Source organism: Actimicrobium antarcticum, assembly GCF_039536745.1.
Taxonomy (GTDB): Bacteria; Pseudomonadota; Gammaproteobacteria; order Burkholderiales; family Burkholderiaceae_D; genus Actimicrobium; species Actimicrobium antarcticum.
Genome location: NZ_BAAAZE010000008.1, coordinates 86,586 through 104,242, shown reverse-complemented (window position 1 = coordinate 104,242; position 17,657 = coordinate 86,586). Strand labels below are relative to the sequence as shown.

Here is a 17,657-nt window from a genome sequence, read left to right as displayed (position 1 = left end):
ACTTGACACCCAATCCTGGCGCGCTGGCAGGCAATCGTACCGGACCAGTGGCCTGCTAGCCCAATCTGTCGCGCTCCCCCAGCAACGCCGCACGCGTCACCGGATTTTGCAGTTGAGCCAGCCACCACTGCAGGGCGCGTCCTTGGCCTGACGTACCGCTCTTGCGCCAAGCGTAACTGGCCTGGATTTGCTGCTGCGTACGCTCCACGCTTCTGGCGACCAACCGTCCGGTATCGAGATAGGGTTGCGCGAGGCAGGTCGGCAAAAAACCGGCCCCCAGGCCGCGCACTTGCGCATCCAGTTTGGTCGGCATGTCTGCCACCGTGAAAACATCCTGCCCGGTCAGCAACCCTATCGACAAGCTCGTACCGCGTTTGACGGTGTCGGCAACGGCCACCGCCCGGTGCTGCCGGATCACCTTGTCGGATAACGGCTGCGTGGCGATTGCCAGCGGATGATGCGCAGCCACCGCAAAGACGAAGCTGACCGTGCCGAGTAGCTCACGGTGCAAACCGGTCTTGGTGTTGTCATCCATCACGACGCCCAGCGCCAGATCAGCTTGTCCCGACACCAGCGATTCGAGTGTGCCTGACAGCGTTTCGACACGCAGTTTCAAGCGTGTGGGTGGATTCAGGTTAAAAAAATTGGTACACAGTTCCATCACTGTCGCATGGTTGATGATGCTATCGACGGCAATGGTCAACTGCGGTTCCCAACCAGTGGCCACGCGTTTGACACGATTGGCGACGGCGTCAATTTCGGCCAGCAGGCAGCCGCTCTCGCGCAACAATTCCGTCCCCGCTTCGGTCAGTTTGGCCTGGCGTGAACGGCGGTCGAACAACAGGACATCGAGAGCCTCTTCCATCTGGCGCACGCGATAGGTCAGGGCGCTTGGCACCATATTGCTGGCCCGCGCGGCAGCAGCAAAACTGCCCGTCTCGGCGATCACCTGGAGCATGGAGAGAGCGGCGGGAGTCAATGCATCGCGTGGTGTGGGCATAGTGGAAGTCGGAATTCAGATCGCTTGCATCATGCCATCAATTAACGGCCCTCGGACCCGGAGCATGGCAACACAGTCCCCGCCAGGTAAGAATGGCGACCGCGATCACTACCCCTGCAAACTCAGCGCTTACGGTGGGCAGTTACCTCGGCCACGCGCTGGCCGAACAGTTTGGCAGTATCGAGATCGCTGGCGTGGACGACCCCTTGGCAAATTTCTTGAACTGCCAGGGCACACTGCCCATATAGGTAGGGCGGCCCATGATGACGGCGTCAGCGGCAACCAGTGCCTCCCAACCACCTTCGGACAAATTGCCCTAGGCATCAACGACGAGGAGTTACGCGCCAGCGCCATGCGCGACGGCCTCTGCCATGCGTTTTGTGTGACCCTAACCCGAGTAATACACCATGGCGATCGTTACCATTTTTTCCCCATGGCGGACCTGCGTTAAATCCATAATGGCAGGCACCTGCCCGAGTCACCCGATCCGTTCAATCCATATTGTCAAGCCGCCAGGTCGAAGACCAGCACCTCGGCATTGCTACCGTTGGCCAGCGTGATGCGGCTTTCCGCTTCCAGCAATACCGCGTCACCTGCGCTGAGGGATTGGCCGTTGACTTCAAGCACGCCACGCACCAGATGCACATAGGCTTTACGGTGTTGATCGAGCGCTAGTTCCGCGTGCTCAGTGCCGTCGAACAGACCCGAATACAGTGCGGCATCGGCGTGGATGGTCACGGAGTCTTGTGCGCCATCTGACGAGGCGATCAGACGCAGTGCGCCACGCTTGTCTGCCGCCGGAATCGTCTTCTGCTCGTAACCCGGCGCAATGCCCGTCACGTTCGGCACAATCCAGATCTGCAGGAAGTGGGTGGTCTGATCCTTGGCATGGTTGAACTCGCTATGCGCGACACCCGTGCCGGCGCTCATGCGCTGCACGTCACCCGGCGGGATGCCTTTGACGTTGCCCATGCTGTCCTGATGCGCCAGTTCACCCGAAAGTACATAGCTGATGATTTCCATGTCGCGATGACTGTGCTTGCCGAAGCCCATGCCCGCTGCAATATGGTCTTCGTTGATGACGCGCAGGTTGCCCCACTCCATGTGCGCCGGATCGTGATACCCGGCGAACGAAAACGAATGGTAGCTTTTGAGCCAGCCGTGGTCGGCATAGCCGCGGTCTTGCGATTTGCGAAGGGTCAGCATGGGGCGTTCTCCTGGTGGATGACAGCTTGCATTATTGCTTGATAGCTTCGACCGGAAGCTCGATCGTCACGTCGTCGCCGACGGTGGGTGTGTATTTGCCGGCATTGAAGTCGGTCCGCTTGATGGTCACCGTGGCGTTCGCACCAATTGCCTCTTTCTTCAGCATCGGGTGCGGTCCGGCCACGAAAGAAGTGATGGTCAATGTCACTGGCTTGGTCACGCCCTTGATGGTGAGGTTCCCCTCAACTTTGGCTGGCTTGTCGCCGTCGAAGACCACTTTGGTTGATTTGAAGGTTGCGGTCGGGTACTTGGCTGTGTCCAGAAAGTCAGCGCCCTGAATATGTTCGTTGAACAGCGGGAAGCCGGTGTTGACCGAGCGCGTGTCGATGACGATGTCCACGGAGCCGGTCTTGGCAGCCTTGTCGACGACGATCGTACCGGTGGTTTTGTCGAAGCGCGAAAGCTGGGTCGAAAACCCCAAATGGCTATACGAAAAACGCGGCAACGTGTGGGTGCCGTCGATTACAAAAGTTTCCGACGCAGCCAGAGCAGGTGCAGATGCGGCGAGAGCAAGAACGAGGCCGGCGAATTGCTTTTTCATGAATTTTTCCTGGTGATGTTTCAGTGATTTAGTGGAGCGATAGTCTTGCTTCCTGCGTCGCTGTACAGCGTTGGGCAGGATTCGGCACAGCTGGAATGCGGATTCTTCGCGGCGTGCATGCGTGGCATTGCCTCCTGAAGCAATACATTGTGCCTTTGCTCTCATCGTCGATGGAGCGTGCAATTTGATGACATTGTTCAAATTAACTGAACGAAAATGAAGCGACTGCGCACTGTCTGTACTGCAATGGAAAGGAATCAGGGCTATCTGCCTGCAATTCGCCCGCACAAACCTGGCAGCAAGAGGTTCACGCGCAGGTGGCAAAAAGTGCCGGTTTAACTCCGACTGGCATTAATTTTTACGTAAAAAAAGAGGGCTGCATTCGCAGCCCTCTTTTTGCTTCTGTCGTTACGCCGTTATCCCTCTGCGTTTCGGATCTGCTACCGACGATCAAATATCAATATTCCCCGCCTGCAAAGCATTGGCTTCGATAAACGCCCGGCGCGGCTCCACATCATCGCCCATCAGCGTCGTGAAAATCTGATCCGCTGCAATGGCATCATCAATCTGCACCTTGAGCAAGCGGCGCACGGCCGGGTCCATGGTGGTTTCCCACAGCTGCATCGGGTTCATTTCGCCCAGACCTTTGTAGCGCTGCTTCGAGACGCCGCGTTCGGCTTCCTCGCGCAACCAGGCCATGGCCTGATGGAAATCGTTGATGCGGGTTTCCTTGATGCGTTCACCGGTGCCACGACGTACCATCGCACCTTCGCCAAGCAAGCCCTTGAAGGTCGCGGCGGCATTGGCCAGCACCTGGTAATCCGGGCCACTGACAAAGTCGGCGTCGATCACGCTGACCTTGATATTGCCGTGGTACATGCGCTGGATACGCAGCTGGTGCTTGTCGGACAAGCTATCCGATCGCACGATGATCTCGACCGATGGATCGTTGATCGTGGCCATCATGGCGGCGGCGGATTGGGCCGAGCTTTCCGGCGTGCTCAGGTCCAGCGTGACGCCGGTCATGATCGCTGATAACGCGGCATTGTCGACCGCGCGCGCCAGTCGCATGATGATCGCGTTGGCGGTGTTGTACTGACGGACCAGTTCGGCCAGCGCGTCACCGCTGATGGCATCGGCGTTTTCCTGCGGGATCAGGGCGGCGTCATTGAGTGCGATCTGCATCATGTAGGCGGCTTCTTCGACATCGTCCTTCAGGTAGCGCTCGTCACGACCGTGCTTGACCTTGTACAGCGGCGGCTGCGCGATGTAGACATGGCCACGCTCGACCAGTGCCGGCATTTGCCGGTACAGCAGCGTCAGCAACAGCGTGCGGATGTGCGCGCCGTCGACGTCGGCGTCGGTCATGATGATGATGCGGTGGTAACGCAGCTTGTCGGGATTGAATTCATCGGGGCCGATACTGGTGCCCAGCGTGGCGATCAGGGTGGTGATCTGCTCGGACGACAGCATCTTTTCAAAGCGGGCTTTTTCGACGTTCAGGACCTTGCCGCGCAGTGGCAGGATGGCCTGGAATTTACGGTCGCGACCTTGCTTGGCGGAGCCGCCGGCGGAGTCCCCCTCGACGATGTACAACTCGCACAGGGCCGGATCTTTTTCCTGGCAATCGGCCAGTTTGGAGGACAGGCCGAGGCCGTCCATGACGCCTTTGCGACGCGTCAGTTCGCGGGCCTTGCGCGCTGCTTCACGGGCACGCGCGGCTTCGACGATCTTGCCGCAGATGATCTTGGCGTCGTTCGGTTTTTCCTGCAGATAGTCCGACAGGGTCTTGGCGACGATCTCTTCGACCGGGCCGCGCACTTCGCTGGAGACCAGCTTGTCCTTGGTTTGCGAGCTGAACTTCGGCTCCGGTACCTTGACCGACAGCACGCAGGTCAGACCCTCGCGCATGTCGTCGCCGGTGACTTCCACTTTGGCGCGTTTGGCGAACTCGTGCTCTTCGATGTATTTGTTGATGACCCGAGTCATGGCCGCGCGCAAGCCGGTCAGATGGGTGCCGCCATCGCGTTGCGGGATATTGTTGGTGAAGCAGAGCACTTGCTCGTTGTAGGCATCGTTCCATTGCATCGATACATCGACGCTGATGTTGGTGTTCTGGTCGGACAGTTTGTCGCCAGTGGCCTGAAACACCGTCGGATGCAGGACGGACTTGCTCTTGTTAATGTATTCGACGAAACCACGGGTGCCGCCTTCGAAGGCGAATTCTTCTTCCTTGCCGGTGCGCTGATCGCTCAGTTTGATGCGCACGCCATTGTTCAGGAAGGACAATTCGCGGATGCGCTTGGCCAGGATGTCGTAATGGAATTCGATGTGGTTGAAGATGTCTTCGTCGGCCCAGAAGTGCACTTCGGTGCCACGCTTGTCGGTGTCGCCGATCACCTTGATTGGTGAAATCTGCACGCCGTCGACGGTGTCGATGATGCGGTGCTGCGGAATTCCGCGCACGAACTCCATGTAGTGCACTTTGCCGTCGCGCCGCACGGTCAGCTTCAACAGCTTCGACAAACCATTCACGCATGACACACCCACACCGTGCAAACCGCCCGACACCTTGTACGAGTTCTGGTCGAACTTGCCGCCGGCATGCAGTTCGGTCATGACGATTTCGGCAGCGCTGCGCTTGGGTTCGTGCTTGTCGTCCCACTTGATGCCGGTCGGAATGCCGCGCCCGTTATCGGTGATCGAGATGGAATTATCGGAATGGATCGTGACGTTGATTTCGGTACAGTGTCCTGCCAGCGATTCATCGATCGAATTGTCCAGCACTTCGAACACCAGATGATGCAGGCCGGTGCCGTCGGAGGTGTCACCAATGTACATGCCAGGACGCTTGCGTACTGCTTCCAGCCCTTCGAGGATCTGGATGGAGGATGCGCCGTACTGGCTGGATTGCGGCTGGCCTGGACTATCTTGGGGAATCGCGGACATGGGTACCTTCTAAACGGTGACTGACTGCTGGGGCTGACTCTGCGAACCAACTACCTGATGAACTGAAAAACGGAATTCTGCAAAGACGACTGCGGTAACACGGCAAGGGCCAACCGGGCCCCTTGCACCAAACATTCAGGGCGGATCAGATCCGCATCGGCATGACGACGTACTTGAAATCGGCATTGTCGGGAATGGTGATCAAGGCCGACGAATTGGCATCGCCCAGTGCGACGTTGACCTGATCGCACTTGAGGTTGTTCAGCACATCGAGCAGGTACGTGACATTGAAGCCGATGTCGACGCTGTCACCACCGTAATCGATTTCGATTTCTTCGACCGACTCTTCCTGATCGGCATTGGTCGAACTGACCTTCATGCTGCCCGGTGTGACGATGCAGCGTACGCCCTTGAACTTGTCGCTGGTCATGATCGCGGCGCGCTGCAACGAGCGCAGCAACTGGTCACGGCCAAGCGTGAAGTTGTTCTTGTACCCCTTCGGCACAACGCGGGTGTAGTCCGGGAACTTGCCTTCGACCAGCTTCGAAATCAGTTCGATGTCGGCAAATTTTAGCTTGACCTGGTTGGTGGCGATGTCGATATGGACCAGTTCGTCGGTGTCTTCGAGCAGGCGCTGCAATTCGATGATGGTCTTGCGCGGAATGATGACTTCCTGACGCGTGAATTCCTGGTCGGTCTCGACCTGGCAAAACGCCAGCCGGTGACCATCGGTTGCCACGGCAATGACATGCTTGCCATCGACGACCAGCAGCAAGCCATTCAGGTAATACCGGATGTCTTGCTGGGCCATCGAAAAATGGACCATGTTGAACAGATGCTTCAGGGTTTTTTGCGGCAGGCTCAGCTGCGCGCTGTAATGCTCGGCTTGCGTGACGGTCGGGAATTCTTCGGCCGCGAGCGTTTGCAAGGCAAAACGTGATTTGCCGGACTGCACCGTCATGCGTTTATTCGCCATCGTCAGCGACACATCGCCGGACTCGGGCAGGGCACGCAGGATGTCGAGCAGCTTGCGCGCAGCCACTGTGGTGGCGACCGCTTCGCCGCCGCCCTCGACCTTGATGTGGGTCGTGATCTGTACTTCGATGTCGGTCGACAGGAACGACACGGTATCGCCTTCCTTGCGAATGAGGATATTGGCCAGAATCGGCAATGTGTGCCGACGCTCGACAATACCGCTCACAATCTGCAGCGGCCGGAGTAGGGTGTCTCTGCTGGTTTTGACCAATTGCATGGTTTTATCCTTGGTGATGATTGTTGGTGGAAATGGCGCCAGTGATTTTTCCCTGCCACTGGTTCCGGCCCCGTGAGTCGGACTGCAATTTTGTCCATCGCGTATTTTGACAGAAAAGGCGTCATTTCTTCAAAAACCACGACGCAGATGTTGCCGACCTGTCCCGCTGCCACCCATGTCATGTGGAGTTATCCACAGGCTGGCAGGCAGCGGTCGCTCAGCCTTTCAGTGTTTGTTCCAGTACGTGCAATTCATGATTGCATTCGGGATTTTTGGAGCGATCCGCGGCAATCTTGCGCACCGCATGCAACACGGTGGTGTGATCGCGCCCGCCGAACAGGTCGCCAATTTCCGGCAAGCTCTTCTGGGTCAGTTCCTTGGCCAGGTACATCGCGATCTGGCGTGGCCGGGCAATGTTGGCCGGGCGCTTTTTGGAGTACATGTCGGCGACCTTGATATTGAAAAAGTCGGCGACCGTCTTCTGGATGTTTTCAACGGAAATCTGCCGATTCTGGACCGACAGCAAATCCTTCAACGCATCCTTGACCACTTCGATCGTGATGTCCTTGCCATGAAAACGCGAGAACGCGAGGATCTTGCGCAGTGCGCCTTCGAGCTCGCGCACGTTCGAGCGCAGGTGCTTGGCCACGAAGAAGGCCACGTCGTCCGAAAAATTCACGCCTTCCTGGTTGGCTTTCTTCAGCAAAATTGCAACCCGCATTTCCAGTTCGGGTGGCTCCACCGCTACCGTCAGGCCAGAGTCGAAGCGCGAAATCAGGCGGTCATCCATGCCGGTGATTTCTTTCGGGTAGGTATCGCTGGTGATGATGATCTGCTTCTTGGCGGCGATCAGTGCCTCGAACGCATAGAAGAATTCTTCCTGGGTCCGGCTTTTGCCGCCGAAGAATTGAATATCATCGATCAGCAGCACATCCAGCGAATGATAGTAGCGCTTGAAGTCGTCGAAACCCTTGCGCTGATACGCGGTCACGACGTCACGCACATACTGCTCGGCATGGATGTAGCGGATCTTGGCGGACGGATTATCTGCCATCACCTGATTACCAATCGCGTGGATCAGATGGGTCTTGCCGAGGCCGACGCCGCCGTACAGGAACAGCGGATTGTAGGAAACCCCGGGGTTGCTGGCGACCTGAATTGCCGCCGCTCTTGCCAGCTGATTGGCCTTGCCGGTCACGAAACTGTCGAACGTCAGTGCAGTGTTAACCCGGCTCTGATCACGTCGCGGGGCGCTCTCGACCGGGGGCAGATCGACCAGGCCATCGGCCGTACCACGGATGCCGTCGATACCGTTGGCTTCAGCACGTATCACCGCGGGCATTGCCGCTGCGGGTTTGCGCGGCGCGTTGAGGCGTGGGTCGAGGACGAACTGCACATCGATCGGCTCTTCCCAGTATTGGCCAGCCAGTACCGTAATGCGATTGGCAAATTGCGTTTTGACCCAATCCAGCTTGAACCGGTTAGGCGCAGCAATGCGCAAGCGGCCATCTTCGTAATCGAGCGGGATGAGCGGTTTGATCCAGGCGCTGAATTGCTGCGGCGTTAATTCCTGCTCTAACTGGGCGGAGCAGGTTTGCCAGAAATTATCCATGCATCTCTAAATGAAAAAGGGGAGGCGGGGGCCATGTGGTCATTCCCCGCAGACTGGTCGTGGTCGTCAGCGAGGGCAGGCCGCGCGCTGGCGTATTCTACCCTTGACGGGAAGAGTTATCCACAGGCGCGGGCGACTATTTCGGCACCGGACGACGCTCCGGCGCGCGTGAGGAAATGTCTCTAAGTAATTGACAAGGCAACGGAAAGTGCTGTCTAATCCCGGGTTCACTGTTCACCCGCTTGCGAACCATGCTGTTGCCGTTAGCAGCTTCATCCGCCTCTGGGTACAGAGTGAAGAACGAATGAAGCGCTTTCGGGCATTGGGACGCATCGTCAAACCCGGGCCTGAACATTCCGCGAGCCTTCATACTCCGGCTTTAATACTCCGATTTTTTTCTGCTGATTAGCGAGACCATAATGAAACGTACTTATCAACCTTCCGTCGTTCGCCGCAAGCGTACCCATGGCTTCCGCGCACGCATGGCAACCCGCGGTGGCCGCGCAGTGCTTAACGCACGTCGCAGCAAGGGTCGTAAGCGCCTGGCCGCTTAAGACCTGTCGCAACGGCTTGAAGCTGGCGTGACCGGCGCTCGTTCACAGGACTTTGCACGCGAACGGCGCATCGTTAAAACGGATGAATTTTCATCCGTTTTTCGTTTGCGGCCCGTGTATCGTACAGCCCATTTCGTGCTGTACACCCGCGTCAATCAACTGACCCATGCCCGCCTTGGCGTGGTGGCTGCCAAGCGACTGGCGCCGCGCGCCGTGACGCGTAACACCATCAAGCGCACCACGCGCGAATTGTTCCGGATCGCCGAACTGCCGCCTATCGATTGCATCGTCAGATTGTCAAAACCGGTCAACGTGCGCAAAGGGCCCGCCACCACGGCCAGCCTGAAACGCGAATTACGGTCCGAATTGCTGCGCCTGTTTGCTTCGCAGCGCCCGGAGGCCCGATCGTGAAGACGCTCATGCTGCTTTTCTTGCGTGGATATCAGTTGGGGATTAGCCCGTTTCTTGGCCAGAACTGCCGGTTTTATCCCAGTTGCTCCAACTATGCAGCACAGGCAATTAGCGAGCACGGTGCCCTGAAAGGCGGTATCCTCGCGGCCAAGCGTCTTGCCAGATGCCATCCGTGGCATCCGGGCGGAATTGATCCGGTGCCGACGCGCGGCGCCATCGACGCTGAACCTGCATCGGCATCGACCTGCAATCATCCCCATTCCTGAATTCCTTAATTCCTGACCACTACTCAATTATTTAAAACACTTATGGATATCCGACGTACCGTGCTGTGGGTTGTGTTTTCCTTGTCAATATTGATGCTATGGGACAAATGGCAGCAGCATAATGGCAAGCCACCAATGCTGTTTCCTGGCGCCAGCGAACAAGTAAAACCGGCAGCCACAACCACGCCAGCCACACCAGCCACACCTACTGCCAGCTTGCCAGCGTCCGGTGTAACGACCGCATCCGGTATCGCAACGGCACCTGCCACCAAGGGCGAAACCATCACCATCACGACCGATGTCTTCAAGGCAGACATCGACACGCTGGGCGGAGAACTGAAGCGACTTGAGCTGCTCAAGCACGTCGATACTGTGGACAAGACCAAGAATGTGGTCCTGTTTGACAGTAGCGCCAGCCGTACCTATCTGGCTGACACGGGTCTGATCGGTGGCGACTTCCCTAGTCACAAATCGCTCTTCACCGCCAGGCCGGGCGTGCGCACCATGGACTCCAGCGGCGCACTGCAGGTGGTAATGGATGCCGAGCAGGGCGGCGTCAAGCTGACCAAGACCTACACGTTCAAGCGCGGCGACTACCACATCGACCTGAAGCACGATGTCACCAATACCGGCGCTACGGCGGTGTCGCCATCGCTTTACCTGCAACTCGTTCGCGACGGCAGCAAGCCAGCCGGTGAGTCCTCGTTCTACAGCACCTTCACCGGTCCCGCTGTCTACACCGATACCGACAAATTCCAGAAGCTGACTTTCGATAAAATCGAAAAAGGTACCGAAGAGCACGCCACCAAGGCTGACAACGGCTGGATTGCATTGATTCAGCACTACTTCGTCTCAGCCTTCGTCCTGCCAGCCAAGACCCAACGCGAAATTTTCACGAAAAAGGTCGGCACCAATCTGTACGCCGTCGGTAGCATCGTACCGCTGGGCAGCATTGCTGCTGGCGCAAGCACGTCACTCGATACGCAACTGTATTCCGGTCCGCAGGAATCGGCGGTACTCGAACAGACTGCCCAGGGCCTGGATCTGGTCAAGGACTATGGCTGGCTGACCATCATCGCCAAGCCGATTTTCTGGCTGATGACGCAGATCCATAAAATCCTCGGCAACTGGGGCTGGACCATCATCGTGTTGACGATCATGATCAAACTGGCATTCTTCCCCCTGTCTGCCGCAAGTTATCGCAGCATGGCAAAAATGAAGTTGGTCACGCCGAAAATGACGGCGATCCGCGAGCGCTTCAAAGGCGATCCGCAAAAAATGAATCAGTCCATGATGGAGCTGTACAAAACCGAAAAAATCAACCCGCTCGGTGGTTGCCTGCCGATCGTGGTGCAGATCCCGGTCTTCATTTCGCTGTACTGGGTTCTGCTGGCCAGCGTAGAGATGCGTAACGCGCCGTGGCTGGGCTGGATTCATGACCTCGCCTCACCCGACCCGTTCTACATCCTGCCGGTGCTGATGGCCATCTCGATGTTCATCCAGACCAAGCTCAATCCAACGCCACCCGACCCGATGCAGGCCAAGGTCATGATGTTCATGCCGATTATTTTCTCGGTCATGTTCTTCTTCTTCCCGTCCGGACTGGTGCTGTACTGGGTCGTCAATAACGTATTGTCGATTGCCCAGCAATGGGTGATCACCAAGAAAGCGGAACAGAAGCTGGCTTGATACCGGCGTACCCGTTGTTCAAGGCCCGTGAATTGTTTTTCACGGGCTTTTTTATTGATTGATACTTTCCAACAAACGCTAGAATTGCTCATGACTTTAGACTCTTCTCCCATCGTAGCGATCGCCACGGCGCCAGGCCGCGGCGGTATTGGCGTGGTGCGCGTTTCCGGCAAAAACCTCGGCACCATGGTTACTGCCATTTGCACGCTACCGCAGGGCGCAGCCCTGCAACCCCGGCATGCCACTTACACGAATTTTGTCGATGCCGATGGCAGCGTGATTGATCAGGGATTGGCACTCTATTTCAAGGCGCCGCATTCTTATACGGGCGAAGATGTCCTCGAGCTGCAGGGACATGGCGGTCCGGTGGTGATGCAGTTGTTGCTGGCACGTTGCCTGCAAGCCGGTAATGGCATTGATTTGCGCATGGCACAGCCGGGTGAATTTACCCATCGTGCCTTCCTCAATGACAAGCTCGACCTGGCCCAGGCCGAAGCCGTCGCCGACCTGATTGAAGCGTCGACTGAAGCGGCGGCACGCTCTGCATCGCAATCGCTGTCGGGGGTCTTTTCCAGCATCATCCACACGCTGGTCGAACAGGTCACTCAATTGCGCATGCTGGTGGAAGCGACGCTGGATTTTCCGGAGGAAGAAATCGACTTCCTCGAAAAATCCGATGCGCGCGGCAAGCTCGACACCATCCGCAGCAGCCTGGACCAGGTCTTCCAGCAAGCCGCGCAAGGTGCGTTGTTACGCGACGGCCTCAATATCGTGCTGGCAGGCCAACCGAACGTCGGCAAGTCATCTCTGCTGAACGCGTTAGCGGGCGCTGATGTCGCCATCGTCACGCCAATTGCCGGTACCACGCGCGACAAGGTGACCGAAACTATCCAGATCGAAGGCATTCCACTCAACATTATCGATACCGCCGGGATTCGCGATAGCGCCGACGCCGCCGATGACGTCGAACGCATCGGTATCGCGCGCACCTGGGCTGCCGTCGAGCAGGCCGATGTCATCATCCACATGCTCGATGCCTGTCGCGGACCGACACTGGCAGACGAGCACATCACGGCGCGCTTTCCGGACAACGTACCGGTCATGCGTGTCTGGAACAAGATCGATTTGTCCGGACACCGGCCGGCCATCGATCGACTGGACAACGCGACACACATTTATTTGTCCGCCACGGACAAGCTGGGAATGGAGTTGTTACGCGCAGAGTTACTTCGGCTTGCCGGATGGCAGCAAACCGGCGAATCGCTGTACCTGGCGCGGGAGCGTCATCTGATAGCACTCGGTGCTGCGCGGCTGCACCTGAACGCAGCTGCCGAACATGCCGCGCTCAATGATCATGCGCTGGACTTGTTTGCCGAAGAGTTACGCTTGGCGCAAGACCGGCTTAGCAGCATCACGGGCGAGTTCACCTCGGATGATTTACTTGGGGTTATTTTTAGTCGGTTTTGTATTGGGAAATAAACCTGCACTTGCTTCGATATGCCGCGCGAGTGCTTAGCCGGAAGCCATACAGAATTGCTCGGTAGTGACCGTCAACACCGCGACCGATGAGCCGGTGCGGTCGATCAGGCCCATGATCTGTTCGACCTCTTTATGGCATTGATTGATGGCGCTATTGATACGCTGGCGCAAATCGACCGGACACTGCTCGGCATGTTGCGCCTGCAGATTGACCAGTCGCGCCATGCGCAAACGGCTTTCGGCCAGATGGCGTGCGGCAATTTCGATGAATTCAATATGCAGATCGCCCGCAAGTTTTGCCAGGCGCCGGGTGTCGGCGGTCAGTAGTGACATATCGGCACGTAGTCGCACCACACTGAGTTCAAACACGTTACCCGGTGAACGCGCGAGGTGGGTTTTCACCTGCAGCGCCTGTTGCTGCAACTGCGTCAGCTTGCGGACATTCTCGGCGATTTTCTGGCCTAGCACGTCGATATCTGCGCGTCGCTCGCAGAAATGAATCAAGGCAAGCTGAAAAGGATTTTGCTCTGCAATTGACATCGGGGCTTCCTCAAGGCGGCCGACAGGCTGCCAATTAGTGAGTATTGGTTACGATAAAATACTAACCACTAACCGCTTCGATGTATAGCAAAAGTTATTTTAAGGAAATCGATCTGTTCTTGGCTGCTCAGCGCGTGGTGAACGACCAGTTACGCGTTACAGCCACTCCGGATACCGTACCGATGAACTGGACATCGTAAATGGTCGCTGCGGTCAACACGGTGAGGGGAACAATCGCTGCCGCTGATGTCGGTGTTTCAGGATCGTCAGCATGAATCAGCAAGCGCGTGGCAAGTGCAACGCCGCCGCGCGGCGTGATCGTGAATCGCTGCGTCAGGACGGTTGCATCGATATCAGCATGGACGCTGACCGGGTAACCGACCGCATTCTGACCGGGAATCGGATCAGGTGATTCCTGATCGCTGTAAAAAATTGGCGATACATTTTGTTGGCCGGTGAACGGATAGACGGCGAGTTGGCCTGTACCGACACCACCGCTCAAGCCGTTGGCCGTGAAATCTACCGTAAAAAAGTTATAGCCAGTGGCACTCAATCCCGCCGATCCGGCGCCAGCTTCCTTGAATTTCGGTTCGAAAATGACGAACCGATGATAGATGGCCGTAATCAGATCATCTGCATTGGCGGCACCTGACAAGTCACCGCTTGCGGCAATGACTTCGCCGAACGCGTAGCCGGTGGTCGACGTGAATGCGTAATTGGCAGCAGTCAGACGGTTCGCTACCTCGGTACCGGTAAAGCCCTGGCTTCCCGGAATCTGTGTGTGGGTAATCGTGTCGTTGATTTTCTGGTAATTCGAGTGCCCCTGGGCGGCGATATCCACTTGCCTGTTGCGACTCAGGACCGTCAGTCCCATTTGCTGGCGACGAAAATTAATCTGATTGAATCCATCTGTCGCGGTGTTGCCGGTCAAAACTGGGGCACCGGGGTCGGCGATTGTGCGGACCGCGCTCTGGTCGGTTGCCGGCGTCGCTGTCGATGCCCCGCCGCCGCCGCAAGCCGACAGTGCTAGTGCCAGTGCCAGCGAAGCAAGATGGGCAGCAAATCGTCGGGACTGAATCATGAGGTAGTGCTCCTGAAAATTCCGCAGCAAAGCTCTTTGCCGGACGCGCGAGCTTTGCTCAAGGCAAGGCGGAAGTCACAGGGATGGTATACAAAAAAATTGCGGGCCGTGGAAGTCGCTGTACCGCAATGCGGTCAGCTAGTCTCGAACACGCCAGCAATGCGGTTTTTTTGCACGTTGCTCCAGTCGAAGTACTGACCGTTCATTGCTACATAAACACCATGTGGCAAGACTTGCGCCATCGCGCAGGCGAAACCGAAATTGAACAAGGCGTCGGAATTGGCAATTTCGTAGGGGATCATCGCTCCTGTCAGAACAATCGTTTTTGGTATCCCGGCAGACCCGAGCACTGCGGCAGTTTCGCGCATGGTGTCGGTGCCATGAATGATGACGATGGCCGTCTCGATTGAGGCAAGGCAGCAGTCGCGTATGCGTTCGCGGTCCGCGTCCTGCATCTCCAGAGAATCCAGGAACGGTAATTCTTCCAGTACCACAGGCAGTGTCAGCCGGGCGCGTTTGATGGCACCTGCGAGATGCCCTGCGCCAAAGGTCAGCTTGCCAGCAATCTCATCGTAATGTTTATCAAAAGTACCACCGGTGGCGATTACGCGTAACGTCATGGGAAGCAGGCGGGTCGCCTGTTGAAGATCAGATCGGAGGGTTATTGTAATTTAATCCGCGTAGCGCCTGCCGCCCGGCGGGAAACGGCGGTTGCGCCGCTGGCTTCAGCCGGTCCAGCGAAAATTGCCGAAGATGCTGGTGCATGCTCTGGTTGATGGCAATCGCGGCCTGCATCAGGAGCAGGTCAACCGCAAGATTGGCATGATGTACCACCGGCTTCAACGCCGTTCTGGAGGGCGGCGTTGCTGCGAAAGTGACGCAGCGGTAGACATCTTCCAGAGTCACCTCGGCCGGGTCGACAGCCAGTTGCCACAAACCATTGGTCGTTTCAGTGATCAAGCCATTGCGCGCCAGTTCCAGACATCGCTTGCCAAGCTCTCGCGCAGTCCTGCCGGTACTCTGCGCTAACTGCGCAAGGCTGAGGGACTGCGGTGCCACGGACACCAGTTTGCCCAGCACCTCAGTGATTGCGCAAAATCGTGCGTGGACATCACCGCTACCAAGAATAAAATCGGGAACCACTGTCATCGCCGCTCCGTGTGTACGCACAATCATCGCGCGAGGCCATACCCCGACCCCGCTTCCGTATCCTGGCGACACATGGAAGAAGTGAGACTGCCCGGTCAGTCAGGAACGGACACATCGTAGACGAGCGGAGCAAGGCAAAGCCAATGCCATGTTCGCATTACTTTATGCGAAACAGACATAGATATTAGCGTCAGAGACTCAATGATGGACGGCGCGAGCTGTAGCGGGAAGCGCTGCCTGATGGGAATGGAACAGACGTACTGAAGTTCAACCGGTCCAGCGAAAATTGACGCAAATGCTGGAACACGCTCTGGTTGATCGCCATCGCTGCCTGTGTCACCAGCAGGTCGGCATCGCGATGCAGGCGTTGCGTGTGGCGCTCGGACGGCGCGGGCGCTTTGGTCGACAGTGCCTGTTCGGATGGGTGTTCGGCCATTGCGCAACGAAACACATCTTCCAGGGTGACCAGGTCAGGTGCGCATGTCAGCGCCCAGTGGCCTGGCACCTGCGCCATGTGGGGTTGCAGTAATTCGGCACGGGCTAGTCCGGCACAAAGCTTGACCAGCTCTTTTTCGGACCGCCCGGTACTTTCAGTGAGTTGCGAAATGCTCAGTGGCCGCGGTGCCGTGGCAACAAATTTTCCGAGGATTTCGGTAATCGCGCACAGACGCTGGTGCAAGGCGCTGTCACCCAAAATAAAGTCGTCTTTCATCACATCATTCTCCTGATCCCGGCAGGTCGCCGGACAATTACCCGAGATATCGGGGAACCAGCAAGGCAGTGCAGGGTGTGCGCTGTCTTCGGTTTTTTGACTTCGTGATGAAAAGCTGCTGCCACTTCATCGCAAAGTAGTGACATGGCGTTAGCAAATTACAGGCCAGCGTGACCAAGGACAGGGCAGCCGCTTTTGCGCCGCAATACACCAACTATGTGCTTCACGGGCCTGGCTGAGTGACACCAGTGCCTCAGGCTGGTGCAAAAACCTGTTCCGCGTCGCCAGGTCGCAGACACACCAGCGCGCAATTTTCGCTAAACTGGCGCATCCACTCCATCCAACCTGATCAGCTTTTTATGAAACCTGTTGCCCCCGGTACTGTTATTTTCCATCGTCATCGCGGCTACGGGGTCATCGTGTCAGTCAATCTGCTGACGGGATGGATTGCTGCACGGTTCGGCAGCGAGGCCCGTACGCTGGACCTGAATTTGTCATCGGATGACGTGCAACATGCGGACGGTGAGCCGATCCTGTTTCGGCACTCGCCACCTGACCGTATGCCGCAAGCACGGCTGATGGCCATGTTGCGGGAACTACACCGGGCCGGCTATCAGCGCCTGTATCTGTACAACTGGCCAAAACCGTCCGGACTGCACTGGCGCTGGCATTTGTTTTGCGGAACCCGCAACTGGATGCAACGACCCTGGCGCGAAGGCTGGTACGGATCGGGCGCCGACTACAATTTCAATCCGGTGCTGGGCTGGGGCGATACCCCTGGCGCAACGGCTGCCGAACTGGCCAGCGCATTGGCGCGCTTTGATGCCCAGGGTCTGGCGCTGGCGCTTGGTCGTGATGAAGATCACACCGAATGGTTCGCGCATGCCTGCGATTTACTCTTGCCCAATTACACCTTCAGCCTGAGCTGGGACCACTGCCAGGGCCCGGCACCTAGTGGCGTGCCGATTATTCCGGTGCGTAGCGGCGTGGCAGCCTATGCGGGGGAGGAGCTGCCCTGGCCACCCGGATGGGCAACCATGTGGAATCGGGGAGGTGGCGTCATGCAACGTGCGCCGGAGGGCAGACCGCTCAAATTAGCGTCGATGGGGTCCTTCAAGACGCCTGGCTGAACCACCTGCTTCGCGCCATGGTGCAC

The 17,657-nt window shown here is 57.4% G+C and carries 17 protein-coding genes; 6 read left to right on the top strand and 11 right to left on the bottom strand.

From position 1 onward, the window contains the following. Positions 1-55: 55 nt before the first annotated feature. From ABD720_RS08275 to dnaA, 6 genes are all read right to left on the bottom strand, one after another. The gene (locus tag ABD720_RS08275; protein ID WP_344762796.1) at positions 56-1,000 is read right to left on the bottom strand and encodes a LysR family transcriptional regulator; all 945 of its coding nucleotides are present in this window, start codon (positions 998-1,000) and stop codon (positions 56-58) included. Positions 1,001-1,504: 504 nt separating this feature from the next. After that, the gene (locus ABD720_RS08265; RefSeq protein WP_344762795.1) at positions 1,505-2,206 is read right to left on the bottom strand and encodes a pirin family protein; all 702 of its coding nucleotides are present in this window, start codon (positions 2,204-2,206) and stop codon (positions 1,505-1,507) included. 31 nt (positions 2,207-2,237) lie between these two features. Next, a complete protein-coding gene (locus ABD720_RS08260) occupies positions 2,238-2,807 on the bottom strand; it encodes a YceI family protein (protein ID WP_344762794.1) in 570 nt (189 codons plus the stop codon). Positions 2,808-3,257: 450 nt separating this feature from the next. Continuing rightward, positions 3,258-5,756 (bottom strand): DNA topoisomerase (ATP-hydrolyzing) subunit B, encoded by a 2,499-nt coding sequence (gene gyrB, locus ABD720_RS08255; RefSeq protein WP_344762793.1) that lies wholly within the window; start codon positions 5,754-5,756, stop codon positions 3,258-3,260. Between the two features lie 145 nt (positions 5,757-5,901). Next, entirely contained in the window at positions 5,902-7,008 is a 1,107-nt protein-coding gene (dnaN, locus tag ABD720_RS08250) for a DNA polymerase III subunit beta (protein ID WP_344762792.1), read from the bottom strand. Between the two features lie 217 nt (positions 7,009-7,225). Next, positions 7,226-8,620: a chromosomal replication initiator protein DnaA gene (gene dnaA / locus ABD720_RS08245; RefSeq protein ID WP_344762791.1), complete on the bottom strand. Its 1,395-nt coding sequence runs from the start codon at positions 8,618-8,620 to the stop codon at positions 7,226-7,228. Between the two features lie 419 nt (positions 8,621-9,039). On the opposite strand from dnaA, the gene rpmH reads away from it, so the two are divergent. From rpmH to mnmE, 5 genes are all read left to right on the top strand, one after another. Further along, positions 9,040-9,174 (top strand): 50S ribosomal protein L34, encoded by a 135-nt coding sequence (rpmH, locus tag ABD720_RS08240; RefSeq protein ID WP_009664891.1) that lies wholly within the window; start codon positions 9,040-9,042, stop codon positions 9,172-9,174. Positions 9,175-9,201: 27 nt separating this feature from the next. Next, positions 9,202-9,585 (top strand): ribonuclease P protein component, encoded by a 384-nt coding sequence (gene rnpA, locus ABD720_RS08235; RefSeq protein WP_344762790.1) that lies wholly within the window; start codon positions 9,202-9,204, stop codon positions 9,583-9,585. Continuing rightward, the gene (gene yidD, locus ABD720_RS08230) at positions 9,582-9,851 is read left to right on the top strand and encodes a membrane protein insertion efficiency factor YidD (protein ID WP_344762789.1); all 270 of its coding nucleotides are present in this window, start codon (positions 9,582-9,584) and stop codon (positions 9,849-9,851) included. Before rnpA ends, yidD begins: the two co-directional genes overlap by 4 nt. Before the next feature lie 42 nt (positions 9,852-9,893). Further along, complete coding sequence (yidC, locus tag ABD720_RS08225) at positions 9,894-11,540, top strand: membrane protein insertase YidC (protein ID WP_344762788.1); 1,647 nt, start codon at positions 9,894-9,896, stop codon at positions 11,538-11,540. A 90-nt stretch (positions 11,541-11,630) separates the two neighbouring features. Further along, the gene (gene mnmE, locus ABD720_RS08220) at positions 11,631-13,019 is read left to right on the top strand and encodes a tRNA uridine-5-carboxymethylaminomethyl(34) synthesis GTPase MnmE (protein ID WP_344762787.1); all 1,389 of its coding nucleotides are present in this window, start codon (positions 11,631-11,633) and stop codon (positions 13,017-13,019) included. 33 nt (positions 13,020-13,052) lie between these two features. On the opposite strand, the gene ABD720_RS08215 is transcribed toward mnmE, so the two are convergent. From ABD720_RS08215 to ABD720_RS08195, 5 genes are all read right to left on the bottom strand, one after another. Beyond that, positions 13,053-13,559: a hypothetical protein gene (locus tag ABD720_RS08215; protein ID WP_344762786.1), complete on the bottom strand. Its 507-nt coding sequence runs from the start codon at positions 13,557-13,559 to the stop codon at positions 13,053-13,055. Between the two features lie 127 nt (positions 13,560-13,686). Then, complete coding sequence (locus ABD720_RS08210; protein WP_344762785.1) at positions 13,687-14,640, bottom strand: CAP domain-containing protein; 954 nt, start codon at positions 14,638-14,640, stop codon at positions 13,687-13,689. A 134-nt stretch (positions 14,641-14,774) separates the two neighbouring features. After that, a complete protein-coding gene (locus ABD720_RS08205; RefSeq protein ID WP_344762784.1) occupies positions 14,775-15,260 on the bottom strand; it encodes an asparaginase domain-containing protein in 486 nt (161 codons plus the stop codon). Positions 15,261-15,288: 28 nt separating this feature from the next. Then, positions 15,289-15,789, bottom strand: a complete 501-nt coding sequence (locus ABD720_RS08200; RefSeq protein WP_344762783.1) for an Rrf2 family transcriptional regulator — start codon at positions 15,787-15,789, stop codon at positions 15,289-15,291. A gap of 190 nt (positions 15,790-15,979) precedes the next feature. Further along, positions 15,980-16,501, bottom strand: coding sequence for a hypothetical protein (locus tag ABD720_RS08195; RefSeq protein WP_344762782.1), 522 nt, complete (start codon positions 16,499-16,501; stop codon positions 15,980-15,982). Between the two features lie 359 nt (positions 16,502-16,860). Between ABD720_RS08195 and ABD720_RS08190 the strand changes: the two genes are divergently transcribed. Further along, positions 16,861-17,631: an L-asparaginase gene (locus ABD720_RS08190; protein ID WP_344762781.1), complete on the top strand. Its 771-nt coding sequence runs from the start codon at positions 16,861-16,863 to the stop codon at positions 17,629-17,631. Positions 17,632-17,657: the final 26 nt, after the last annotated feature.